The sequence below is a fragment of the Methylobacterium sp. WL1 genome, from assembly GCF_008000895.1.
In the GTDB taxonomy this organism is placed as follows: domain Bacteria; phylum Pseudomonadota; class Alphaproteobacteria; order Rhizobiales; family Beijerinckiaceae; genus Methylobacterium.
The window spans coordinates 4241018-4259845 of sequence record NZ_CP042823.1 but is presented as its reverse complement, the minus strand read 5'-3'; the positions used below and the strand labels follow the sequence as shown (position 1 = coordinate 4259845).

Genomic DNA, 18828 nt, shown 5'->3' with positions numbered 1-18828 from the left:
GTCAGGTCTCGGTGCCGGGCCAGGCAAGCTACGATGCTCGGCCAGGCGAACTACGGCCGTAGGGACTTCAGGGGCATGGGCTGGCGATCGACCGGCATCACCTCGCGCACGAATTGTCTTGCGATCCGCGCACTGAAGGGTTTCTCGATGAACGTCGCACCTTCCGGAAGGTCGCCCGCAGCGGGGCAACGCTCGCCGGACGCGACGACGATAGCCACGTGCGGCCAGTGCTCCGCCGTATGACGAGCCAGGGCGAACCCGTTCTCATCACCCGGCATCTGAACATCGGTGAACATCAACACCACCTTCTCGTGGTGCTGAGCCAGTACCCGCATGGCCTGCGCGGCGTTCATGGCCTCAAGGACCCTGAACCCCGCATCCTCCAGGATGCAGGTGGTCTCCATAAGGATCAGGGGGTCGTCGTCGACGACGAGGGCGAAGGGCGCTTCGCTGGCATTCGATTGGGTCACCGAGCCCAAGCGTCCGCCAGCTCCATGGTTGCAAGATAACATAGGTATATTTCGGAAAGGCACGAACGGCCTCGATAGGAACCTACTGCTGATGTCTCGCGCCTCGACCCGACCGGCCGTCCAGCGACTGCCGCCAAATTGGTCGCCGCTGAAACGGTAAAGGCTTTCATCGAGGCGGATCCTGGTGGTCGAGCTGGGGAGTGACCGGGAACGCATGTAACGGGTTTTACAATGTGATCCCGAGAAGCTGGTACGGCGAAGTCACTCGCCGACCTTCGTTGTTGCGCTGGCATCAGGGCGACCCCCGCGTTCCCGCCCGGCGAGCGTGATGGGAGGCATCCCAACGATGTCGTAGGTCGCCGAGGCGATGCCGATCCCGGCGTCGTCCAGCCCGGCCAGGATCTCGCGGCTCATCGCATCCTTGGCACCGCGGATCTGGTGTGTGCCGAGGATGAAGCGGACCGTGAGCTCCAGCCAGTTGTCGGTGATGCGGAAGAACACACGCGGTTCGAGATCGGCCGGGTCGACCCCGAAGCGTTCATGCAAATTGGCCTTGGCCTCCGCGGCCATCCCCGCGGCATCGAGGGCGTGCCGATGCGCGGCGGCGAGCATGATCGCCTCAACCCTCAGCCGGTCCGCCTCGTAGGTAATCGGAATGGCCATTTCCTCCCAAATGAACGGAAAGTCGCGGGTGTAGTTGAACACCGGCTCGGAGAAGATCTGCGCGTTGCTCACCGTGACGATGCGACCGGTGAACTGGCGGCTCCGGACCCACATTGCGGGCGACGCACCCTGGACGGACGGAGGCTGGCCCATCTCCATGATGGTGGTCTGGATGAAGCCTAGCCGGAGCACGTCGCCGCGCACCCCCCCCATGGTGATGCGATCGCCCACCGTGAAGGTCGAGCCGCGCAGGATCACGAAGTAGCCGGCGAGCGAGGTGACGACCTGCTGCAGGGCGAAGGCGAGGCCGGCCGACATCAACCCGAAGGCGGTGGCGAGCCTCGCGGGATCGTTGAACCAGATTGACAGCAGGCCGAGGACGAGCAGCACCGCCGCGACCAGGCTTATACCCTGACGTGTCCAGAACTTGGTCTGGAGCGTGGAATGGTCGGCGCGGGTCAAGACCAACCCGACCAGCGCGCGCAGGCCTATGCCGCCTCCCACGACCACGGCGACGAACACGAGGGAAAGAACCAGCTTGCGTCCGTTCTCGGCGTTCACGCCGACCCAATCGATTCCAAGGAAATGCAAGTCTTCGCCTTTCAGGTGGGTCGACGCTCTGCCGGATCAGTTTGCCTTCGGGGCCGTGACAGGCGCCGGCGGCTGGGGGGGAACGGGCTGCCCGGTCGCGGCCGGTGGCTGGTCCGAGAGCTTCTGCCGCGCCTCCGCCAACTGGGCCTGGGTCGCTGCCAGTTCCTGACGTGTCGTCCCAAGACGATCTTCAATGGCGGCCATTTCCTTGTTGCGGCCGGCTAACGCCTCGGTCAGCGTCGCGAGCTGCGCCTGGGCATCCGCCTGCTGCTTCCGAAGAGCCTCCACAGCCGAGGTCGCGCCATCACGGTCGGTCGTGAGCTTCTGGATGGCTTGCTCGGCCTGACCGCGCTCAGAGATCACCCGGTCCCGCTCGGACTTGGCGGTGGCCAGATCGGCCTGGGTCGACGCCAGCCCGTCCTTGGCCTGCTGCAATCGCTGTCCAACCTGGGTGATCTCATTGGCCAGCTTGTCCCGGTTGGCATTCAGGCCGGCGATGGCCTGTTCCAGGTCGGCGCGCTGCTTCGTCGCCTGCTCGGTTGCGGTCCGTGCTTCGGCGAGGTCCTTCTGAGCCGCAGCCGAGCCCTCGCGAGCCTTCTGCTGGCTCTCCTCGGCCTTGGCGAGGTCTGCGGTCTTCGCGGTCGCTTCCTGGGACATCGCGGCGATGTCGGCCCTTAGCTTGGCTTCCTGCTGGCGCGTCTCCTCAAGACGGCGCCCGACGTCGGAAAGCTCCTTCGTCCGCGCCGTCGCCGCCTGCTCGGCCGCGGTGGTGGCCTCCTTCATCGGCGCGAGCTTCAGCTCAGCCTGGCTGACCTGCCCCTGTACGTCGGCCAGCTTCTTGGTCTCCGCATCGGACGCCGCCTTGGCCTCGGTCGCCTTGGTCTCCGCCGCCTGCTGCTCCGAGGCGAAGTTCGCCGCCTTGGCCTTGGCCTGCTCGCCGGCCTGGGTGGCCTCACGGTCCTGCTGCTGAGCCGAGGCGATCCTGGCCTGGAGCGCCGCCAGGGTGCCGGCGGTCGACCTCTGTTGGTCGAGATCGCCCTGCAGAGCCGTCCGGCGCGCCTCCAGGTCACCGATGCGGTGGTCCCGCGCCGTCCGCTGCTTGGCGCCTGCGATGGAGGCGACAATCAACCAGATCAGAAGAACCGCCGCCACGACGGCAAGGCTGAACGGGAGGGGTCGGCGCAGTTCCGAACGGTAGTCGATGGCCATGGCGGTCTCGCGGTCTTGGAGGGGCGTATGGGTCAGATCGAGGCGGCGGCCTCGCCGGGGGTCGGTTCGGCACCGGCGGCACCGGGCCCGGGGCCGCGGACGGAAGCGGTCGAGCCGGCATGCCCGGCCTCGACCAGGGAGCCGATCATCGTCAGGAGCGCACGGTGCTCCGGCGATCCGCTCCCAGAGACAAGGAAGGCGGCAAGCTCGATCCGGGACGGAGACCCGCCGGAGAGCACGTTCGGCTCATGGTAGACGAACACGTCTGCCGGATCCTCGCCTTGGCAGAGGAACCAGTGGTCGTCGTTGCCGCCGGCGTGGATCGGCGTATGCAGAACGGTCATGTTAGGGCTCCCGATCCCTACGGTCCCGACGGCTTCGGGATCGCGTACGTCCGGGCCCGGATCGGACCAATCCCCTTGGTCGAAGGAGCGTGTCGGTCGGGGTCACGAACGGCACGATATGCGGTGGCTGGGCGCTGCCCGTTCCCCTTGAGCAGCATCACGGCACCGAGGCACATCATAAGCACCGGCACCGGATTGCGGCGGACCGCCTCCAGAGCGCCGTCGTACAGGCCGGCTCCGGTCGCGTCGCGTCGGACGGTGCCGAGCATGTCCTCGACGATGCCGGTGGGGGTCAGGCGCTGCGTGAGCCTGTCCAATGTCCGGTCCAGGCGGCCGCGGCTCGCCTCGATCTCGCGCTCCAGCGCATCGGCGTCGCTCGTCATGCGTCCACGTGCTCCTTGACGACGGTAGCGTCCTGCCGGAGCTGGCGGCCCGTCCGGGTCGGGACGAGTGCGCCAAATGAGAACAGGCTTTTCGTGATCAGTGCCAGGACGATGCCAACGACGAGGAAGACGACGCCGACGATCAGGGCGGAGAGCGCTTCCGAGCCGACGACAGTGGCAAGCCACGTCACCAGAGCGTCGACCAGGACCAGGAAGCCGACGACGGCGAATACCGCCGCGCCGGCCGTTGCCGCCAGGCCAACGATCATGCTTCTCAGGCTGGCGGCCACCTCCTGCCGGAATAAGGCGATCTCGGCGCCAACGACTTCTCCAGCAGCCCGGAGCGCCTCTGCCAATAGGCCCTGGAGCCGACTTGCCTGCGGTGGCGGTGGGACTGCGCTCATGGATACCCGCCCCATGCCTGCTTGCGCTCCGGTGCCTGGGACTTGCAGGCATCGCCTTCGCCGGACCGCAGCAGGTGGAAGGCGCCGTATCCTAGCGCCCCCACCACCAGGGCCGTCGCCAGCGGATGGCCGCGTGCGACCGCCTCAGCATCGCGATACAGGTCGCGCCAGCCGCGTCGCGCAACCTGGTCGGAGAGGGCATCGAGGTTGTCGGCGACCGTTTGGACGAACGGTTTCACCTGTGCCTGTCCGTCGAGTTCGCTGCCGCCCGAACGCAGCGCACGGGCAAGATCGGAGAGGAAGCCGGCCGCCTCGGTCTTGCGCCGGTCGGCATAGCCGCTGGCCTGGTCACGCACGGCATCGGCCAAGCCGGCCGGCGACCTGGCCGCCTGCATCGGGCCATCGGCGACGGGGGACGGACCCGCAGGTCGGATGGGATCGCTCATGGTGCTGCTCCTGACCTGCGGGACGCTTTGGAGGCGGGGCCGGACCTATCGGCGGCCGTGGACGACCATCGCAAGGAGGTAGCCGAGCGCGCCGGCCATCGCCGCCATCATCAGCGGGGACTCCTTGGCGTAGCTCGTCACCGTGTCGGCGCCCTGGCGGTAGGCGCGCTCGGCGTCGGGGAAGGCATCGCGGCCCTGCTTCAGGGCACCCTGCGCGAGGTCGCCGGCTTGGTCGGCCACGTCGCGCACCGCGTCCTTGGCCTGCCCGTACAGGTTCTCGACGTTGCCTTTGGCCTCGTTGGCGGCGCCCTTGGCCTGGGTCTCGCGGTCGCCGGTCACGTCACCGACGGCGCCCTGAACCTTGCCGCCGAATTCCTTCGCGGCGCCGGTGATGCGGTTCTCGTCCATGGTTCTTCTCCTGGGTTCTCGGACCGGACGGCGGTATGCCGAGGGCCCGGGGTGAAGGTCGTAGCGGGCTGGGCGCAAGCGTCAGTGCGCCGGCAGCCTTCCGTCGGGGGTATAGCGATCGACCGCCGAGGGGAGCTCACGGGAGAGCCTGGACAGTAGTTCGTCGTGCGAGAGGCCGGTCTGGCGGGACAGGGCGTCCATGACGTCGGGACCGATGGCCTGCCGCAGCTGTGGCGGGGCGATCTCGTGGTTGGGGCCATGGTTCACCCACGAGTCTGCTGCCGCGCCGTGTCCGTTCTGACGGAAGCTCTCGACCAACTGACCCAGTCCCCCGCCGAGCACGTTGCCGACGCCGGCCCCGCCCAGCGCACCACCGATGTTGCCGAGAAGGCCGCCGAGGCCGGTTTGCCCGGGGGTGGCCGCTGATCCTGAAGCGGCATGGCCGCCGCCGAGCATCTCGGCGATCTTATCCTTGTTCTGGAACCCGGCCACGGCCAGCAGCCCGAGCAGGGCGGTCATGGAAGGAAAGCCGTCACTCATGATCGTCTCCTCAAGGTGAGTTCCGCGCTCATCGTGACTGCGAGCGCCGTTCGTTCGTGGTTTCCTGGACGCGGTATCCAGCAATGGCACCGCGGCAACCTTCGGAGACCCTCGCCATCTTGGCGCGGAAGCAAGCCTCGACGTGGTCGCCGTTCGGATCGATGCCGGCGCAGAGCCGCAAATAGTCGCCGGTACAAGCCGACCGCAGTGCCTCCTCCGAGACACCGAGATCGCGCGCCTCGGCCGTGACGGTCGGCAAAGCGACGAGGGCCGCCAGGGTGAGGATGCGAAGCAGGGACATGTCCGCGGCGTCCGATGGTTTGGGGTGGACTGGTATTGGGGCGGCCGAAGGCCGCCCCCGGAAGCGAGGCTCAGACCGGCTTGTGCGGGACGGTCCCGGTGGCGGTGCCGGCCGTACCGGTACGCTCGACGTTGCCGCGCTCGTCGGTGACCTCGACCTCGGTGTGGCGCACCTTGTCGGTCACGGTCTCGACGCGGTCGGCCGCCTCCTTGCGGATGCCGACTTCGCCGACGACGCGGGCTTCCTTCGAGACCACCGCCTGCTCACGCATCTCGGTGGCTTCGATGACCTTGTCCTCGAACAGCGCCATGTCGCCCGGCGTGACCGCACGGTCGACCACGCGCCGGTCGACGTGCACGGTCTCGTCCCGCAGCGTGACGTTCTCGCTCACCGCCTTCTCGGCAGCGTAGGACCGCACACGGACGCGGCCGCTGTCGACCATGCGCTTGCCGACGTTGAGGCGCTCCTCGACCACCGGGATGTATTCGGTGCCCTGGGCCGTGCCGTGGGTGGCGACGGACTCGGTGGATCCAGCCGCATGCAGGCCGGTGGTCCCCGTCGAGCCTGGGATGGAAGCGGCCATCGCCGGCGCACCGGTCGCCTGGCCGCTCCAACCGTCCTTGCGCCAGGAGGCCTCGCGCTCGTCCATGTTTATCGAGCCGTGCTCCTCCAGGATGTCGTAGGTCCGCTCGGCGTATCCGTCCTCGACGGTCGCGGTAAGCATGGTGCCGCCGCGGTGCAGGCCCTCGGCATGAACGTGGCGATCCTCCTCCGGCATGAAGAACTCCTTCAGCGAGCCCCACATGCCTTCCTCGTGCGTCGTCGTGCCAGCGGTACCGGCCTCGCTGCCGGACAGGATCCGGACGCCGACCTCGGGGATGCCGAGGGCGACGAGCTTCGCCTTGGCGGCGGTCGCCTCGGGGTAGGTGTCGTACATGGCGGTGATGGTCTGGGTCATGGTTCGATCTCCGATGAGGGCGTGGGGGATAGGGCCGTGACGTGCCCCTCGGGGGACACGCGTTCGATCACGGCTTGCTGCCTGCGCAGCGTCACCGGCATCTCGACGTCCTCGCCCGCCGTGGTCTGGCGGACATGCACCTCCTCCCGCAGGACGAGGCGCTTCTCGACGACGAGGATCTCTTCCAGGACCGGGATGATGGTCACCCCGTTCTCCTCACGGACCACCGGTGGCGTCTCGCCCTCGGCCAGGGTCCGGTCGATCGGCACCCGGGTGACCCCGACCATGTCGCTACGCAGGGTCTCGCGCAGGACCTGGTCGGTGGTCTCGGTTCGGGTCGAGACCCGGATCCGCCCGGTCTCCACCGCCCGCTTGTCGATGCGGGCGGTCTCGGCGATCAGCGGCAGCGTGACGTGCTCACCTATGGCGACCTCCGTCGCCTCCTCGCCTCGTGAACCGAGGTGTTGCGGCTCGATGACGACGGGGTCGCTCACCGTCAGCCCCGACGCTGGGTCGTGACGACGGGGGCGGTCCGGGTGAGCACCGGATCGACGGCCGCACCACGGCCAGCGAAGAAGGCCGACAGCGCACCCAGGATCAGCGCCAGGGCACCGTAGAGCGCGCCCTGCGAGCCGACGCGTGCGGCGGTGTCGGCCGCTTGCTTGGCCTGCTCCTTGGTCTGGGCGACGGTGTCGTTGAACTGCTTGGTGTAATCGGCGACCTGGGTCCGGGCCTGCTCGACCGGGATGTTCTGCGCCTTGGCCAAGGCCTGGGCGGCCTTCTCCTGGGCGTCCTTCTGCTGGGCGCCATCACCGGTCACGGCGGCGCGCATGGCGCTGACGGCGGCGTTCTTCAGGGCCTCCGGGTCGTTGCCGGTGCCGTTGCGGACCTTGCTCTCGATGTTCGAGAACGGGTTGTCCATGCCGGGCAGCGAGGGGCCTGCGGTCTGCGCGGCGGTCTTCACCGAACCGCCGATCAGGTTTCCGGCGCCGCCCAGCGTGCTCGACACGGCACTCGATGCGCCGCTGACGATGCCGCCGACCGCGGAGGACAGCAGGTACACGACGACGAGCGTCGAGACCGCCCAGGCGAGCAGGCCGTGGTAGGCGGTGGTGGTGTTGGCGGGCTTGCCCGATAGCCGCCCGGCGAGCCAACCGCCCGCGGTGGCGGCGAGGATGCCGGAGATCACGAACCAGATCCCGGCGCCCGACGACAGGCTACCAGCGGTCGGGGTGCCGTTGCCGGCTGGGTCGACGGTCGACAGCCCGATGCCGAGCCCGACCATGTTGAGGATGACCTGGGCGACCAGCGCGATCACGGCGCCGGCGATCACGGCGCCCCAGGAGACGGAGTGCAGCGCCATCGTTCGCATGTCCTCGGCCGGGGTGGCGAGGCTGGTGGTGGGAAGGTCGCGGTCGTAGGCCGGACGGGTGGTATCAGGAGACAACGCCATAGTCGGAACTCTCTCGTCAGGAATTGTAAGGGCAGTCTTCGGCCGCTGCCGGCGGAAGCGGGTTTGGCCGGATCACAGGACCCGGCGGCGGCCTGCGAGGGCGTGATAGAGCCACAGCAGCAGCACCGCGCCGACGACGGCGACGAGCAGGCTGTAGAGGTTCACCCCGGAGACGCCGGGCTGGCCGAACTGGTTGAACAGGAAGCCGCCGACGACGGCGCCGACGACGCCGAGCAGGATGTCGACGACGAGCCCCTGACCGGTGTTGTTGACGATCTTGCTGCCGATAAAGCCGGCGATCAGGCCGAGGACGATCCAGGCGAGGAGGGACATGGTGCAGTTCCAATTCATGCAGTTGGGTGGGGGCCTGCCTCTGCGGACATGCTGACGGCGTGCAGAGGCTGAGTGCAGCCCGCGCGCCTACTCGCGGCCCAGCATCACCTGTGGGTCGAGCGCTTCGGTCTTGCTTTGGGGATCGACAACGTGTGTGCAGCTTCGATGGCGGCGATCTCGGCGGCGGCTTCCGCCTGGATCGCGTGGTCGCCCTCGATGATGCCGATGGCTTCTTTAATCAGCGCACGGGTATGGTCGGGTGAGAGCACCTTCCGACGCCCAGCCAAGCGGATCTCCTCATATCAGCCCGAGGGATGATCTTTCGAGATGCTCGCTTGAGCAGAGCTACCACTGCGTAATTAGGTATCCTACTCGAAGTTCCGACGATTCACATAAAGTACAATTGTACCAAATCGCCTTGGTAGTTTCGTCACGGTTTTGGCTCGTCTCAGCGCTGGCGCTGCGTGGTCGCACCAATCCCACGTTCCTGCGCCCACACCAGAACGGCGCTGCGACGGTTGACCCCGAGCTTGCGGTAGAGCGCCGAGACATGGTTGCGTACCGTGTTCGGCGACAGCTTCAGCTCGGCGCCGATCTCCCGGTCGGTGGCGCCCTGGCAGATCCGGGTGAGCATGTCCCGCTCGCGGATCGTCAGGTTCTCGACCGCAACCGATGGCCGGCCGGAGCGTGCCGGGTTGCGCAGGGTCGCCAACTTGTCGATCACCCCATGGCTGAACCACGATGCGTCCGCCATCACCGCCTCGATCGCGGTGATCAGCTCGCGCTCCGAGCGCTTGCGGCCGGTGATGTCCTGTAGGACGCACAGCACGCAGGCCTCGCCGTTGATGATCACCTGCTCGGCCGAGACCAGGCAGTCGATCTCAACCCCTGCCGCATCCTGCAACACGGCCTCGAAGCCCCGCACACCGCCAAGCCGCCTCAGATCGCGTGAGAACTTGCGCTGCTCGGCGCGATCGACCCAAAGCGCGAGATCCGCGAGCGATTGGCCGTCCACACTCTCGGGGGCGTGTCCGAACGCGGTCACGAAGGCCTGGTTGACGCTGGTGATCTGCAACCCGTCCGCACTCATCAATGCGCTCGGCACCGGTGAGAGGTCGAAGGCCTTGGCAAAGCGCTCCTCGCTATGGCGCAGGGACATCTCGGCTTTCCGGCGATCCTCCAGGTCGGCGAAGGTGAACAGCATGCATGGCTCGGTACCGCCCGGGCCCGGCATCTCGATCGCGTGCCCGGCCACGATGACGTAGCGCCCCTTCCCGCACGGCGTTGCGAGTTGCGCTTCCATTTGCGGAATGGTGTGGCCCGCGTGCAGGCGATGGATCGCCATCTCCCGCCGCTCGGCCTCGCGCAGCAGATCGATCTCGCAGAAAGTCCGTCCGAGCACGTCGTCCCGATGGTAGCCGGTGAGGTCGAGGAAGCCGTGGTTGACCCGCACGAAGCGCAGATCGGCGATCCGGCAGATGATCGCCGGGGCAGGGTTTGCGTTGAACATGCGCTCGAACCGGGCCTCGGCTTGGTAGCGCTCGCTCACATCCTGCATCACCAGGGCAAGGCCGGTCGGCGTGCCATCCGCATCCGTGGTCACCAAGCTGCGGATGCGGTGCATCCACCTGTGCGATGGATTTCGGGTCGGAACCAACTCGACCACGACGTCGCGAAACACCTCGCCAGCGAGCACGCGATCGAGGGGATGCTGCAGCGGTCCGATCTCCCGGTGATTGCGGTAGTGCAGCGTGAAGTTCGCGCGGTACTCGGACACGGTAGCGCCGAGATCGCTCGCATCCGCAACGCCATGCATCATCACGGCGGCGGCATTCGCGTATGCGATCGTCTGATCCGGCTCGATCAGGATCACGCCCTCAGACAGGCCGGCCACGATCTGCCGCATCTGCGTGTGGTGTGCTTCGTCGATCATCGGCGTGTCCCTCAATCAACAGAGCACAACACGCTCCAACCGTCACGTTCGGCCGCAAGGACCGCCAGCCGCCGTCCGAGATAGGGAAGCATGTCCCGCGAGGCTACGAGGTGCCTCGGTTCGGGACACGTTCCCCACCGTCCGCTTGGCGGTCGTCGAGCTTGCGGAGTTCGGTGGCGATGTCCTGAAGGCTGGCGTCGCCTTTGCGCAGGACACTGTCGGCCTCCGCGAGTTGTCTCCGTTCGGCGGTGGTGACGTCGCGTGCGCTCAGTACGACGACCGGGATCTCGGCGCATTCCGGCATGCCCCTGAGGCGATGGAGGAACGAGAAGCCGTCCATCACCGGCATGGTGAGGTCGAGGAGAACCAAGCGCGGCGTCGCCTCGCGGACCCTGTCCAACGCCTCGGCCCCGTCTCCGGCCTCGCGCACCGACCACCCGTTGCGTTCGAGCACGGCGCGGAGCCGCTCGCGCATGTCGGCGTCGTCGTCGACGACGAGCACGTCCCCAGCCCCCGCCCCGAGCCGGTCGAGGACGCCCTTGAGCCGTGCCCAGTCCACCGGCTTCGGCACCGCGTCCGCTGCCCCGAGCGAGGCGCCGAGTGCCGCGTCGGCGACGAAGCTCACCATCACCACCGGGATGTCCCGAGTGGCCGGGTCACCCTTGAGCGTGGTGAGCACCGTCCAGCCGTCCACCTCCGGCATCATCACGTCGAGCAGGATCACGCGCGGTGCGAGGCTACGCGCCAGGTCCAGGCCGGTGCGCCCATCCCCGGCCGTGCGCACAGAGAACCCCTGCCGCGTCAGGAACCGGCCCATGAGGTCGCGCTGGCTCGCCTCGTCGTCGATGACCAGGACTAAGCCGCGCGCGCCCGGGCCGGTGGCCTCGTCCGACGCCGGCCCCTCGATCACGTCCGAGCCATCGGGTTCCGGAAGGGTCGCTGGCACGACAAGGGTGAAGCAGGTGCCGTTGCCGACCTCGCTCGTGACGGTGACGTCGCCGCCGAGGAGTTGAGTGAAAGCCTTCGTCAGGGCCAGGCCCAACCCGGTCCCGCCGTACTTGCGGGTCGTGCTGTCGTCGGCCTGGACGAAGCGCTGGAAGAGCCGTTCGACCTGCTCCGGGCTCATGCCGATGCCCGTGTCCTGAACCGAGAAGACGAGGCGGTCGCCGTTCTCATCCGGTTCGCGGTGCGCGCGCAGGATGATGGTCCCGGCCTCGGTGAACTTCGCGGCGTTGGACATCAGGTTGAACAGGCACTGGCGCAACTTGGTCGCGTCGGTTCGCGCGACGGCGAGCCCTTCGCTCAGATCGAGCACGAGGCGGTTGCCCTTGTTGGCCACCAGGGCCTCGACGGTGCCGGCGGCGTCGCGCACGAACGCCTCGACGTCGATGTCCTCGGCGTAGGTCTCCATCTTGTCCGCCTCGACCTTCGACAGGTCGAGCACGTCGTTGATCAGCCCGAGCAGGTGCTTGGCGTTCGACTTGATCTTTCCGAGGTCCTTGAGCAGGCCGTCTTGCCCGAGCTCCTCCGCTTCCTCCTCCAACATCTCCGAGTAGCCGATCACGGCGGATAGCGGCGTCCGCAGCTCGTGGCTCATGTTGGCGAGAAAGCTGCTCTTGGCCCGGTTGGCATCCTCGGCAGCCTCGCGGGCGGCTTCGGCGTCGCGACGCGCATCCTCCAACGCCGCCTGGCTTGCCCGAAGGCCGGCATTGGCGGCGTCGATGCGTCCGAGCACCTCCTCACGCTCGACCATCGAGCGGCGCAACGCATCGCATACCCAGACCATGGCGAGCCCGACGACGAGATACTGCACCAGGGCTACGACCTGCCCGGAATCCAGCCCGACCGTGTCGTCGGACCGGCGGAAGAACCATGCGGCCGCCAGCAGGGAGGCCGCCATCGCGAGGACGCCCGGCCCTCGGCCAAGAGCAAGCGCGACGAGGAACACGATAGGCAGGTACAGGAGGAACGGGGCCGTATCGAGCGGCGCCAGGAAGCGCAGAAGCGTGGCAGCCGCGATCGCCGCGAAGGGTATGGCGTGGCGGACGACCAGACCGAACCCATGACCCGAGAGAATCTCCATGAACCTACGCAAGCCCTTAACTCTCCATGCGCGCTCGACCCTTCCTCACGCAGCGTCGCCGGCCTGGTCGGTGATCACCGTGAAGCTTGCGAGCGGAGCAGGTCCGAAGCTGGTTGTGATTGAGCAGTACGTTGGGTCGCGACCGTAGGCCATCACGATACGGCCGATCCGAGGCCGCTTATGCCGGGCATCGAACGTATACCAGCGCGGTCCCGCTGGACCATTGAGATAGACCTCGAATTAGGCGTGGAAGTCCATCTGCGCCGGGTCCTGAGGAACGCCGATGTCACCGAGATACCCCGTGGCGTAGCGCGCCGGGATGTTCATGCATCGGGACACTTCCGAGACACGGTGGGCTCGACCGTCGACCTCACCGGCGCCCCGGTGAGGTCGGTCACGGGCATGGCCCGACTGCGCGTCGGCCACGCCGTGTTCAGGTGACGCGTGACGGTACGGTTTCGAGCGGCCCCGCGTTCATCCTGCAGGCGCCACGCCTGCCGACCACCCACCATGCCCAGCCGTCGATCTATCCGGCGCTGGCTGGATATGAATCAACTCGCAACCAGGGATGCCACGGAGTATCGATGTCACGGGTACTGACGCTCGACTTGGCCCTAGGCCTCGCTCTTGCCGCACCGGCCACGGCGAGGCGAGGAACGGACGTCCTCAAACACTACTGCTCCGGCGACGCCGTGACCTTCTGCGGCGACCTTGATCCGGGCGGCAAGGAAATGAAGGCGTGCTTCATATGACACCGGGCCGAGCTGTCGAAGGGTTGCGGCCGGGCCATCAATGCCTACCGGGCAAAGGGCGGCCGATGATCGGCCGTCGTGCCGTACTGGCCGCCTCGCTCCTGGTGGCCGGCACGATGGCCTGCGCAGCGCAGAACCAGCCGATCACGAGTCCCCAGGACGCGCAATGCCGCGACGAGGCACGCAACAAGGTGTTCACCGCTCCGAATCCCAGGTACCTTTCCCCGTTCGCTCTCGGGGCGGAACTCTACCATGCGTGCATGCGCCGGCTCGGAGCCGAACCCAAGCGGTCGCCGCGCCGATAGCGCGGCGACCGTCGTCACCAAGCGTCGATGGGGCCGGGCGGCTGCGGCGTTGGCGTATCCGGGGGCGGGTCACCCTCGGGGGTCCCGGTACCTGGCGGCGGGTCGCCGATGGGCGGGACCGGATCGCCTGGGGTCGGCGTGTCGGACATGGGCTCGTCTCCCTTTCGCCGGCGATGCGCGTGCCGCCGGGTCCAGGGAAACGCGCGAGCCCTGCATGGGTCCCGGCGTCAGGGGACGACCGGCGTCTCCTCGAAGTGCACGTGGGTGATCACACGGCGCATCTCGGCGACGAGCGCCTCGACCTCGGCGGTCGGAATGCCGGGCTTCAGGTCAAACGCGAACGGCTTCATCGTGTCCGCAGCCGCCGCACCTGGCATGCCCTGCTGCTCCAGCAGGATGTAAGGGTTCCCGTTCTCATACTCCTTCACGCGGACGCACAGATCGATAAGTTGGGTCATGGTCGACTCCGAGGTCGTCGCTATGAGGAATGCGGGATCAGGCCGCGATGGCCCAAATGGCGTCGGACGGTACGGCACGTTGGTCATGACGCTCGGCGACGACCGCTCGGTCGAGGGCGTTCCGAGCGACCTCGATGTGTGCGGGAGATTGGCTTGCCTGCGCCAGCATCAGGAGATTGGCGACGTCGAGCCACGCGTGGCGGGACCGGACGACAGGCAGCCGCATGGCGTCGACGACACGACGCGCCTCGGCCACGTCGTGAAGGGCATCCGGAAATCCCGCGAGGCCCGTGGTGGTGACCGGGGACGGGAACGTGATGTCCTTGGGGCTCATGACTATGTCTCCTCCTACCGCGCCCATAGCAGAGCCCGGCAATTATGGTCGCACGATTGAGAAACCGTGGCCTTAATCGGATCGGTGTTTGCGCCTTGGCTTGAACAAAGGCGTCAACTGGCAGTCAGGTGATTTCCACCCGACGGAGCGCTGGAGCGCCGAGGATGTGCTATCGCTCGATTTCGAGGTGATGCGCACGAGCTCCCGGCCGGTTTTCGGACGGTGTCCGGGCCTACGACAGTTTGGCCTGGAGTGCCTTCATGGAAACCAGCGTGGCAGCGGCGGTGCTGTGCATCGTGGGTGGTGGCATCGCCGCCCAGGTCCTCGCGGCGCGCCTGCGCATCCCGGCCATCGTGCTCCTGCTCGGGGTCGGGTTCCTTGTCGGGCCCGTGCTCGGCTGGCTGCAACCCTCCGCCGACTTCGGACCGCATCTGCGGCCGCTGATTGGCCTTGCGGTAGCCATAGTGGTGTTCGAGGGCGGCCTCGCCCTCGACTTCCGCGAGCTTCGTGCGTCCGGCGAGGGCGTGCTCCGGCTCACCGCCTTCGCTCTGCCCATCAACTTCGTTCTCGGCACGCTCGCCGCCCACCTGATCGGTGGGATGATGTGGGGGCCGGCGTCCGTCTTCGGGGCCATCCTCGTCGTCACCGGTCCAACCGTGGTCCTACCGCTCCTGCGCCATGCCCGTCTGGAGCGGCGCTCGGCCGCATTCCTCAAGTGGGAGGCCATCGTCAACGATCCGGTCGGCGCGATCCTCACGGCGGTCGTGATCGAGATCCTCGTCGAGGTGCCCAACCATGCGGCGGAGGAGGCGGTGGGTTCCCTCGCGCTCCACCTCGCGGAGGGCGTGCTCGTCGCCAGCGGGCTGGGCGTCGGATCGGCCCTCTTCGTCGCCTGGGCGTTCCGCCGCGACCTCGTTCCGGAAACCTTGAAGACGCCGGTGCTGCTCGCGCTTGCCCTCGTCGCCTACGTCGTGCCGAACCTGCTGATGCACGAGGCCGGCCTGATCGGCGCCACCGTGTTCGGCATCGCTCTTGCCAACCGGCACGTGCCAGGGCTGGGGGAGCTGCGCCGCTTCAAGGAATCCCTCGTCGTCTTGCTCGTGTCCTGCTTGTTCGTGGTGCTGACCGCCGACCTTGACCTCGCGGTTCTCGGCAAGCTCTCCCTGCCGATCGTCGGGCTCACGGCGGCGGTCCTATTCGTGGTACGTCCGGCCGCGATCTGGCTCGCGACCCTGCGCAGCGACCTCTCGTGGCGCGAGCGATTGTTCGTCGGGTGGATCGGGCCGCGCGGCATCGTTGCGGCCGCCGTTGCCGGCTTGGCCGGTCCCCGTCTCAGCGATGCCGGGTATGCCGGCGGCGACCTGATCCAGCCCACCGTCTTCGCGGTCATCGTGGCTACAGTGCTCGCCCACGGGTTCTCGCTGGCACCGCTCGCGCGGAGGTTCGGCCTCTCGACGGCGGCTGACACGCAGCGCCTCGCGGTCGTCGGTGCCTCCCCATGGGCAAGCGACCTCGTGACCGCGCTACACCGGGCAGACGTCCCCGTCGTCCTGATCGACACCTATCCCGGCGCCTTGAAGGCCGCGCGGGAAGCAGGCGTGCCGACGCTTCAGGCCGAGCTTCTCTCCCGACATGCCGAGGAGGGTCTCGCCGATCATCCGCCGGACCATCTGCTCGCTGCGACCCGAGACGAACTCTACAATGCCCTGGTGTGCACGAGGCTGGCCCCCGAGCTCGGCCGGGAGCGGGTCTATCAGCTCGCACCATCGGCCGACCACCTGCTGCACGTGGACACCGGGGTCAGCCGGGACGCGCGCGGCAAGGTGCTAGGAGACGGGGAACTCGACTTTGATGCCCTGGCCGGCCGACACGAGGCCGGGTGGGGGTTCATGATCGTCCGTGCCGAGGAAGACCGCACGCAGGCCGACCTTCACCTGCTCTCGGTCGGCGCTGACGGGACCCTCGACATCATCTCGTCCGACCACGAGGCCAGGGAGGCATCAGCAGGTGCCAGGCTGCTTATCCTTCGCTCCCCGGCGCCCAAGGTGTCTTGAGCAAAGGAAAGCAGCGTCGCGGACGCGGCATCGGAAAAGATCTCGGATTGACAATCCGCAAGCGGTGTAAATCAACATTGTGCCGAAACCTGAACAGCCATATGATCTTATTTGTATTACTGGGTTGTTTCAGGTCACCGCTGCTGATTCATGATTTTGAAGCGAGATAATCGGTCGCGCCGGGCGTAACGGCGCTCACGATTGTCCTGATTAAAGCAAGGGCGAGCTTGCAGGCAAGAAGGACTGATTGCTCAACAGTTCGCTACCGAAGCCTCACGCGTTTATTATTGTTTGTCCCTTGCAAGAGCTCACTTCGTAAATGCGGCTCCATTAACCGTTATATTTTTAATATTATTGCTAACATATCGGATCTGCATGAACACGACATCTAGTAACAGCCAAATCTCACATTCAAACTAGGCGAGCCGAGCTTCAGTTAAAGGTGACCTCGCTTTACTCCAAAAGGGTTGGGAAAAAATTTGGTCCCGAAAGCGGACCAGTGCGCCGAAGATCATGGCGATGAGCGGCTCGGACCGCTTCCGCTGGAATAGGGCGATTAGCCGTCCGAGGTAACGTCTCGCGATCTCCTTGTTTGGGACCGAGGGCGCTTCGGCGTCTTCAAGCGGGATCAGGCCTGCCGCATCGTCCCTCTCCGCCATCGCCTCGCGGTATCCCATGCTCGCGCTTGACAACTTCAACCGCCAAGGTTCGTTACCAGGGGGATCGCGCGCTCGGCCGGGGGAAGCGGACGTATCCCTACCGGTCAGGTGCGACGCAGGCACCCCGTCATGAGGTCCGGACCCCTGCATGACCATCGCGGAAGGTTCGTCGCTGCGTTAGCCCGGCGTCCGACATCGAGCCGTCCCCTCTAGGCACAAGAGGTCGAGCTCAGGCGGACGCCGCGACGGTGTCTGCCATGCGTGCCCGACGCGCACCTAGGGGCTTCCGGTCGCCCACGGTGGTGTCCATGGCGGTCTGGTGCTCCATCTCGGCGTTCAGCTCTGCGCCGAGCAGCACGATGGTCGTCGAGATCCAGATCCACGTCATGAAGCCGATGACGGCACCCAGCGAGCCGTAGGTCTCGTTGTACTTGCCGAAGCTCGATACGTACCAGGAGAAGACGGCCGAGACGGCGATCCAGAGGAAGGCGGCCACTGCGCTGCCCGACGTCACCCAGCGCCACTGGGCTTTGTCCCGGCTGGGACCGTAACGGTAGAGGAGCGCCAGGCTTCCGAGGACCACCAACAGGAGGATCGGCCAACGCAGCAGGGCGATCACCCATTCCATCGAGCCGAGGTTCAGGAAGGCCAGGACCGCCGGAACCACCACGATGCCTACGAGGGCCAGGACCGCGAACAACAGCGCGCCGGCGGTGAAGGTGAGCGAGCGCAGGTTCAGCCAGACGAAGTTCCGCTTCTCCTTCTCCTCGTAGACGATGTTGAGGGCGTCGAAGATCGCCTTCATCCCGCCGTTGGCGCTCCAGATCGACAGGAGGATACCGAAGGCGGCAGTGAAGCCGAGTGTGCCTCCGCCCTTGGCAGCGATCCGCTTGACCTGCTCCCCGACGATGTCGAGGGCGCCGCTCGGCAGGATGCCCTGCAGGTTGGCGAGCTGCCCGTTGATGGTTTCCGGATCGGCGACGAGGCCATAGATCGAGACCAGGGCGCCGATGGCCGGGAACAGGGCGAGGATGGCGTAGAAGGTAACGCCGGCCGCAACCAGCAGCACGCGGTCGTTGCCGAACTCCTGGGCGACGCGCTTGCCGATGTCCCACCAGCCCTTGGCCGGGATCTCCGTCGGACCCTCCGCCTGCCGGCCTCGGTCCGCCTCGGTCCGGGCGACGCGCTCAGCCACTTCGCCCTCGTGGGCTAAAGGCCCATCCTCGGGACCGAGCTGGTCCCCGCGGTTCGCCCTCGGAGGCATGGAGCCACTCCGCGGTAACGCCACGACGCCGAGGAGCGCAGTGCCCAGGAAAATCGTCCACGCCAGGGATACGGTCGCGGAAGGCGAGGTGTCCGCAGGTGCCTTCGAAGCATTCGACATGAGCCGGCCCGCTGGTTGTGCCTAAGCCGGAAGCTCGGCCGGCATTCCAACGTGCGCCTGGCTTGTTCGTTGCGATAAGGTCTTGGCCGAACGATTTAATTCCAGAGAGCGGCAAGCGAACGATATCCCTTGACCCAGTGCCGGTTCGGCGGGTCCGCGAGCTTTCTCGATAACAAGATTTTCGGTTGGCGATGCCGCCATGCAAATGAATTAAAACTTAACATCAGACGGCAATTATGTTTTAGTGGCGATGACAGCACGTAATCCAAATGAAATGTTAGAGGCAAAAATATAGCAGAATATTTGCTTACTGAACGCTCTCACTCCAATCAGTGTTTCTTTTCGGTTCAATCGCCATGGTGT

Annotated in this window: 22 protein-coding genes and 1 pseudogene; 2 read left to right on the top strand and 21 right to left on the bottom strand. The window is 66.7% G+C overall.

Features of this window, described 5'->3' with window-relative positions; genetic code table 11:
* Positions 1-50 precede the first annotated feature (50 nt).
* From FVA80_RS20730 to FVA80_RS31470, 18 genes and pseudogenes are all read right to left on the bottom strand, one after another.
* On the bottom strand, positions 51-470 hold the full coding sequence (locus FVA80_RS20730; RefSeq protein ID WP_246692054.1) for a response regulator: 420 nt from the start codon (positions 468-470) through the stop codon (positions 51-53).
* A 261-nt stretch (positions 471-731) separates the two neighbouring features.
* Positions 732-1694: a mechanosensitive ion channel domain-containing protein gene (locus FVA80_RS20725; protein ID WP_246692053.1), complete on the bottom strand. Its 963-nt coding sequence runs from the start codon at positions 1692-1694 to the stop codon at positions 732-734.
* 66 nt (positions 1695-1760) lie between these two features.
* Positions 1761-2933, bottom strand: coding sequence for a chromosome partitioning protein ParA (locus FVA80_RS20720; RefSeq protein ID WP_187193448.1), 1173 nt, complete (start codon positions 2931-2933; stop codon positions 1761-1763).
* Positions 2934-2965: 32 nt separating this feature from the next.
* Complete coding sequence (locus FVA80_RS20715; protein ID WP_147906454.1) at positions 2966-3277, bottom strand: hypothetical protein; 312 nt, start codon at positions 3275-3277, stop codon at positions 2966-2968.
* A 17-nt stretch (positions 3278-3294) separates the two neighbouring features.
* Complete coding sequence (locus tag FVA80_RS20710; protein ID WP_147906453.1) at positions 3295-3660, bottom strand: DUF3618 domain-containing protein; 366 nt, start codon at positions 3658-3660, stop codon at positions 3295-3297.
* A complete protein-coding gene (locus tag FVA80_RS20705; RefSeq protein WP_147906452.1) occupies positions 3657-4064 on the bottom strand; it encodes a phage holin family protein in 408 nt (135 codons plus the stop codon). The genes FVA80_RS20710 and FVA80_RS20705 overlap by 4 nt, the downstream gene beginning before the upstream one ends.
* Positions 4061-4510, bottom strand: coding sequence for a hypothetical protein (locus FVA80_RS20700; protein ID WP_147906451.1), 450 nt, complete (start codon positions 4508-4510; stop codon positions 4061-4063). The genes FVA80_RS20705 and FVA80_RS20700 overlap by 4 nt, the downstream gene beginning before the upstream one ends.
* Positions 4511-4555: 45 nt before the next feature.
* The gene (locus FVA80_RS20695) at positions 4556-4918 is read right to left on the bottom strand and encodes a CsbD family protein (RefSeq protein WP_147728134.1); all 363 of its coding nucleotides are present in this window, start codon (positions 4916-4918) and stop codon (positions 4556-4558) included.
* 81 nt (positions 4919-4999) lie between these two features.
* Entirely contained in the window at positions 5000-5458 is a 459-nt protein-coding gene (locus tag FVA80_RS20690; RefSeq protein ID WP_147906450.1) for a YidB family protein, read from the bottom strand.
* Positions 5459-5486: 28 nt separating this feature from the next.
* Entirely contained in the window at positions 5487-5759 is a 273-nt protein-coding gene (locus tag FVA80_RS20685; RefSeq protein ID WP_147906449.1) for a hypothetical protein, read from the bottom strand.
* Between the two features lie 70 nt (positions 5760-5829).
* Positions 5830-6717: a YsnF/AvaK domain-containing protein gene (locus tag FVA80_RS20680; protein WP_147906448.1), complete on the bottom strand. Its 888-nt coding sequence runs from the start codon at positions 6715-6717 to the stop codon at positions 5830-5832.
* Entirely contained in the window at positions 6714-7211 is a 498-nt protein-coding gene (locus tag FVA80_RS20675; protein ID WP_147906447.1) for a YsnF/AvaK domain-containing protein, read from the bottom strand. The genes FVA80_RS20680 and FVA80_RS20675 overlap by 4 nt, the downstream gene beginning before the upstream one ends.
* A gap of 2 nt (positions 7212-7213) precedes the next feature.
* On the bottom strand, positions 7214-8170 hold the full coding sequence (locus FVA80_RS20670) for a PhnA-like protein (RefSeq protein WP_147906446.1): 957 nt from the start codon (positions 8168-8170) through the stop codon (positions 7214-7216).
* Between the two features lie 72 nt (positions 8171-8242).
* Positions 8243-8503 carry a GlsB/YeaQ/YmgE family stress response membrane protein gene (locus tag FVA80_RS20665; protein WP_147906445.1) on the bottom strand — a complete coding sequence of 87 codons (261 nt, stop codon included), beginning with the start codon at positions 8501-8503 and terminating at the stop codon, positions 8243-8245.
* A gap of 104 nt (positions 8504-8607) precedes the next feature.
* On the bottom strand, positions 8608-8772 hold the full coding sequence (locus FVA80_RS20660; protein ID WP_246692052.1) for a hypothetical protein: 165 nt from the start codon (positions 8770-8772) through the stop codon (positions 8608-8610).
* A 179-nt stretch (positions 8773-8951) separates the two neighbouring features.
* A complete protein-coding gene (locus FVA80_RS20655) occupies positions 8952-10436 on the bottom strand; it encodes a helix-turn-helix transcriptional regulator (protein ID WP_147906443.1) in 1485 nt (494 codons plus the stop codon).
* 103 nt (positions 10437-10539) lie between these two features.
* A complete protein-coding gene (locus FVA80_RS20650) occupies positions 10540-12531 on the bottom strand; it encodes a response regulator (RefSeq protein ID WP_147906442.1) in 1992 nt (663 codons plus the stop codon).
* Between the two features lie 33 nt (positions 12532-12564).
* Positions 12565-12852: pseudogene (locus tag FVA80_RS31470) on the bottom strand (transglutaminase family protein); the annotation flags it as partial.
* 484 nt (positions 12853-13336) lie between these two features.
* Between FVA80_RS31470 and FVA80_RS20635 the strand changes: the two are divergent.
* A complete protein-coding gene (locus FVA80_RS20635) occupies positions 13337-13576 on the top strand; it encodes a hypothetical protein (protein WP_246692051.1) in 240 nt (79 codons plus the stop codon).
* 227 nt (positions 13577-13803) lie between these two features.
* Here the strand turns inward: FVA80_RS20635 and FVA80_RS20630 are convergent, their stop codons facing one another.
* Together FVA80_RS20630 and FVA80_RS20625 are read right to left on the bottom strand one after the other, a co-directional pair.
* The gene (locus tag FVA80_RS20630; RefSeq protein ID WP_147906440.1) at positions 13804-14034 is read right to left on the bottom strand and encodes a hypothetical protein; all 231 of its coding nucleotides are present in this window, start codon (positions 14032-14034) and stop codon (positions 13804-13806) included.
* A gap of 37 nt (positions 14035-14071) precedes the next feature.
* Complete coding sequence (locus FVA80_RS20625) at positions 14072-14368, bottom strand: hypothetical protein (RefSeq protein ID WP_147906439.1); 297 nt, start codon at positions 14366-14368, stop codon at positions 14072-14074.
* Positions 14369-14628: 260 nt separating this feature from the next.
* Here FVA80_RS20625 and FVA80_RS20620 point away from each other — a divergent pair, with 260 nt between their 5' ends.
* Positions 14629-16422, top strand: coding sequence for a sodium:proton antiporter (locus FVA80_RS20620; protein ID WP_147906438.1), 1794 nt, complete (start codon positions 14629-14631; stop codon positions 16420-16422).
* A gap of 888 nt (positions 16423-17310) precedes the next feature.
* Here the strand turns inward: FVA80_RS20620 and FVA80_RS20615 are convergent.
* Positions 17311-18465 (bottom strand): YihY/virulence factor BrkB family protein, encoded by a 1155-nt coding sequence (locus FVA80_RS20615; RefSeq protein ID WP_147906437.1) that lies wholly within the window; start codon positions 18463-18465, stop codon positions 17311-17313.
* Between the last annotated feature and the right edge of the window lie 363 nt (positions 18466-18828).

Bases quoted from the DNA above. Each gene is read 5' to 3' on its own strand.
- FVA80_RS20705 (WP_147906452.1), bottom strand. From the start codon at position 4,064: ATGAGCGCAGTCCCACCGCCACCGCAGGCAAGTCGGCTCCAGGGCCTA.
- FVA80_RS20655 (WP_147906443.1), bottom strand. From the start codon at position 10,436: ATGATCGACGAAGCACACCACACGCAGATGCGGCAGATCGTGGCCGGC.
- FVA80_RS20685 (WP_147906449.1), bottom strand. From the start codon at position 5,759: ATGTCCCTGCTTCGCATCCTCACCCTGGCGGCCCTCGTCGCTTTGCCG.
- FVA80_RS20620 (WP_147906438.1), top strand. From the start codon at position 14,629: ATGGAAACCAGCGTGGCAGCGGCGGTGCTGTGCATCGTGGGTGGTGGC.
- FVA80_RS20630 (WP_147906440.1), bottom strand. From the start codon at position 14,034: ATGACCCAACTTATCGATCTGTGCGTCCGCGTGAAGGAGTATGAGAAC.
- FVA80_RS20700 (WP_147906451.1), bottom strand. From the start codon at position 4,510: ATGAGCGATCCCATCCGACCTGCGGGTCCGTCCCCCGTCGCCGATGGC.
- FVA80_RS20680 (WP_147906448.1), bottom strand. From the start codon at position 6,717: ATGACCCAGACCATCACCGCCATGTACGACACCTACCCCGAGGCGACC.
- FVA80_RS20695 (WP_147728134.1), bottom strand. From the start codon at position 4,918: ATGGACGAGAACCGCATCACCGGCGCCGCGAAGGAATTCGGCGGCAAG.
- FVA80_RS20715 (WP_147906454.1), bottom strand. From the start codon at position 3,277: ATGACCGTTCTGCATACGCCGATCCACGCCGGCGGCAACGACGACCAC.
- FVA80_RS20670 (WP_147906446.1), bottom strand. From the start codon at position 8,170: ATGGCGTTGTCTCCTGATACCACCCGTCCGGCCTACGACCGCGACCTT.
- FVA80_RS20615 (WP_147906437.1), bottom strand. From the start codon at position 18,465: ATGTCGAATGCTTCGAAGGCACCTGCGGACACCTCGCCTTCCGCGACC.
- FVA80_RS20625 (WP_147906439.1), bottom strand. From the start codon at position 14,368: ATGAGCCCCAAGGACATCACGTTCCCGTCCCCGGTCACCACCACGGGC.
- FVA80_RS20710 (WP_147906453.1), bottom strand. From the start codon at position 3,660: ATGACGAGCGACGCCGATGCGCTGGAGCGCGAGATCGAGGCGAGCCGC.
- FVA80_RS20720 (WP_187193448.1), bottom strand. From the start codon at position 2,933: ATGGCCATCGACTACCGTTCGGAACTGCGCCGACCCCTCCCGTTCAGC.
- FVA80_RS20690 (WP_147906450.1), bottom strand. From the start codon at position 5,458: ATGAGTGACGGCTTTCCTTCCATGACCGCCCTGCTCGGGCTGCTGGCC.
- FVA80_RS20665 (WP_147906445.1), bottom strand. From the start codon at position 8,503: ATGTCCCTCCTCGCCTGGATCGTCCTCGGCCTGATCGCCGGCTTTATC.
- FVA80_RS20635 (WP_246692051.1), top strand. From the start codon at position 13,337: ATGATCGGCCGTCGTGCCGTACTGGCCGCCTCGCTCCTGGTGGCCGGC.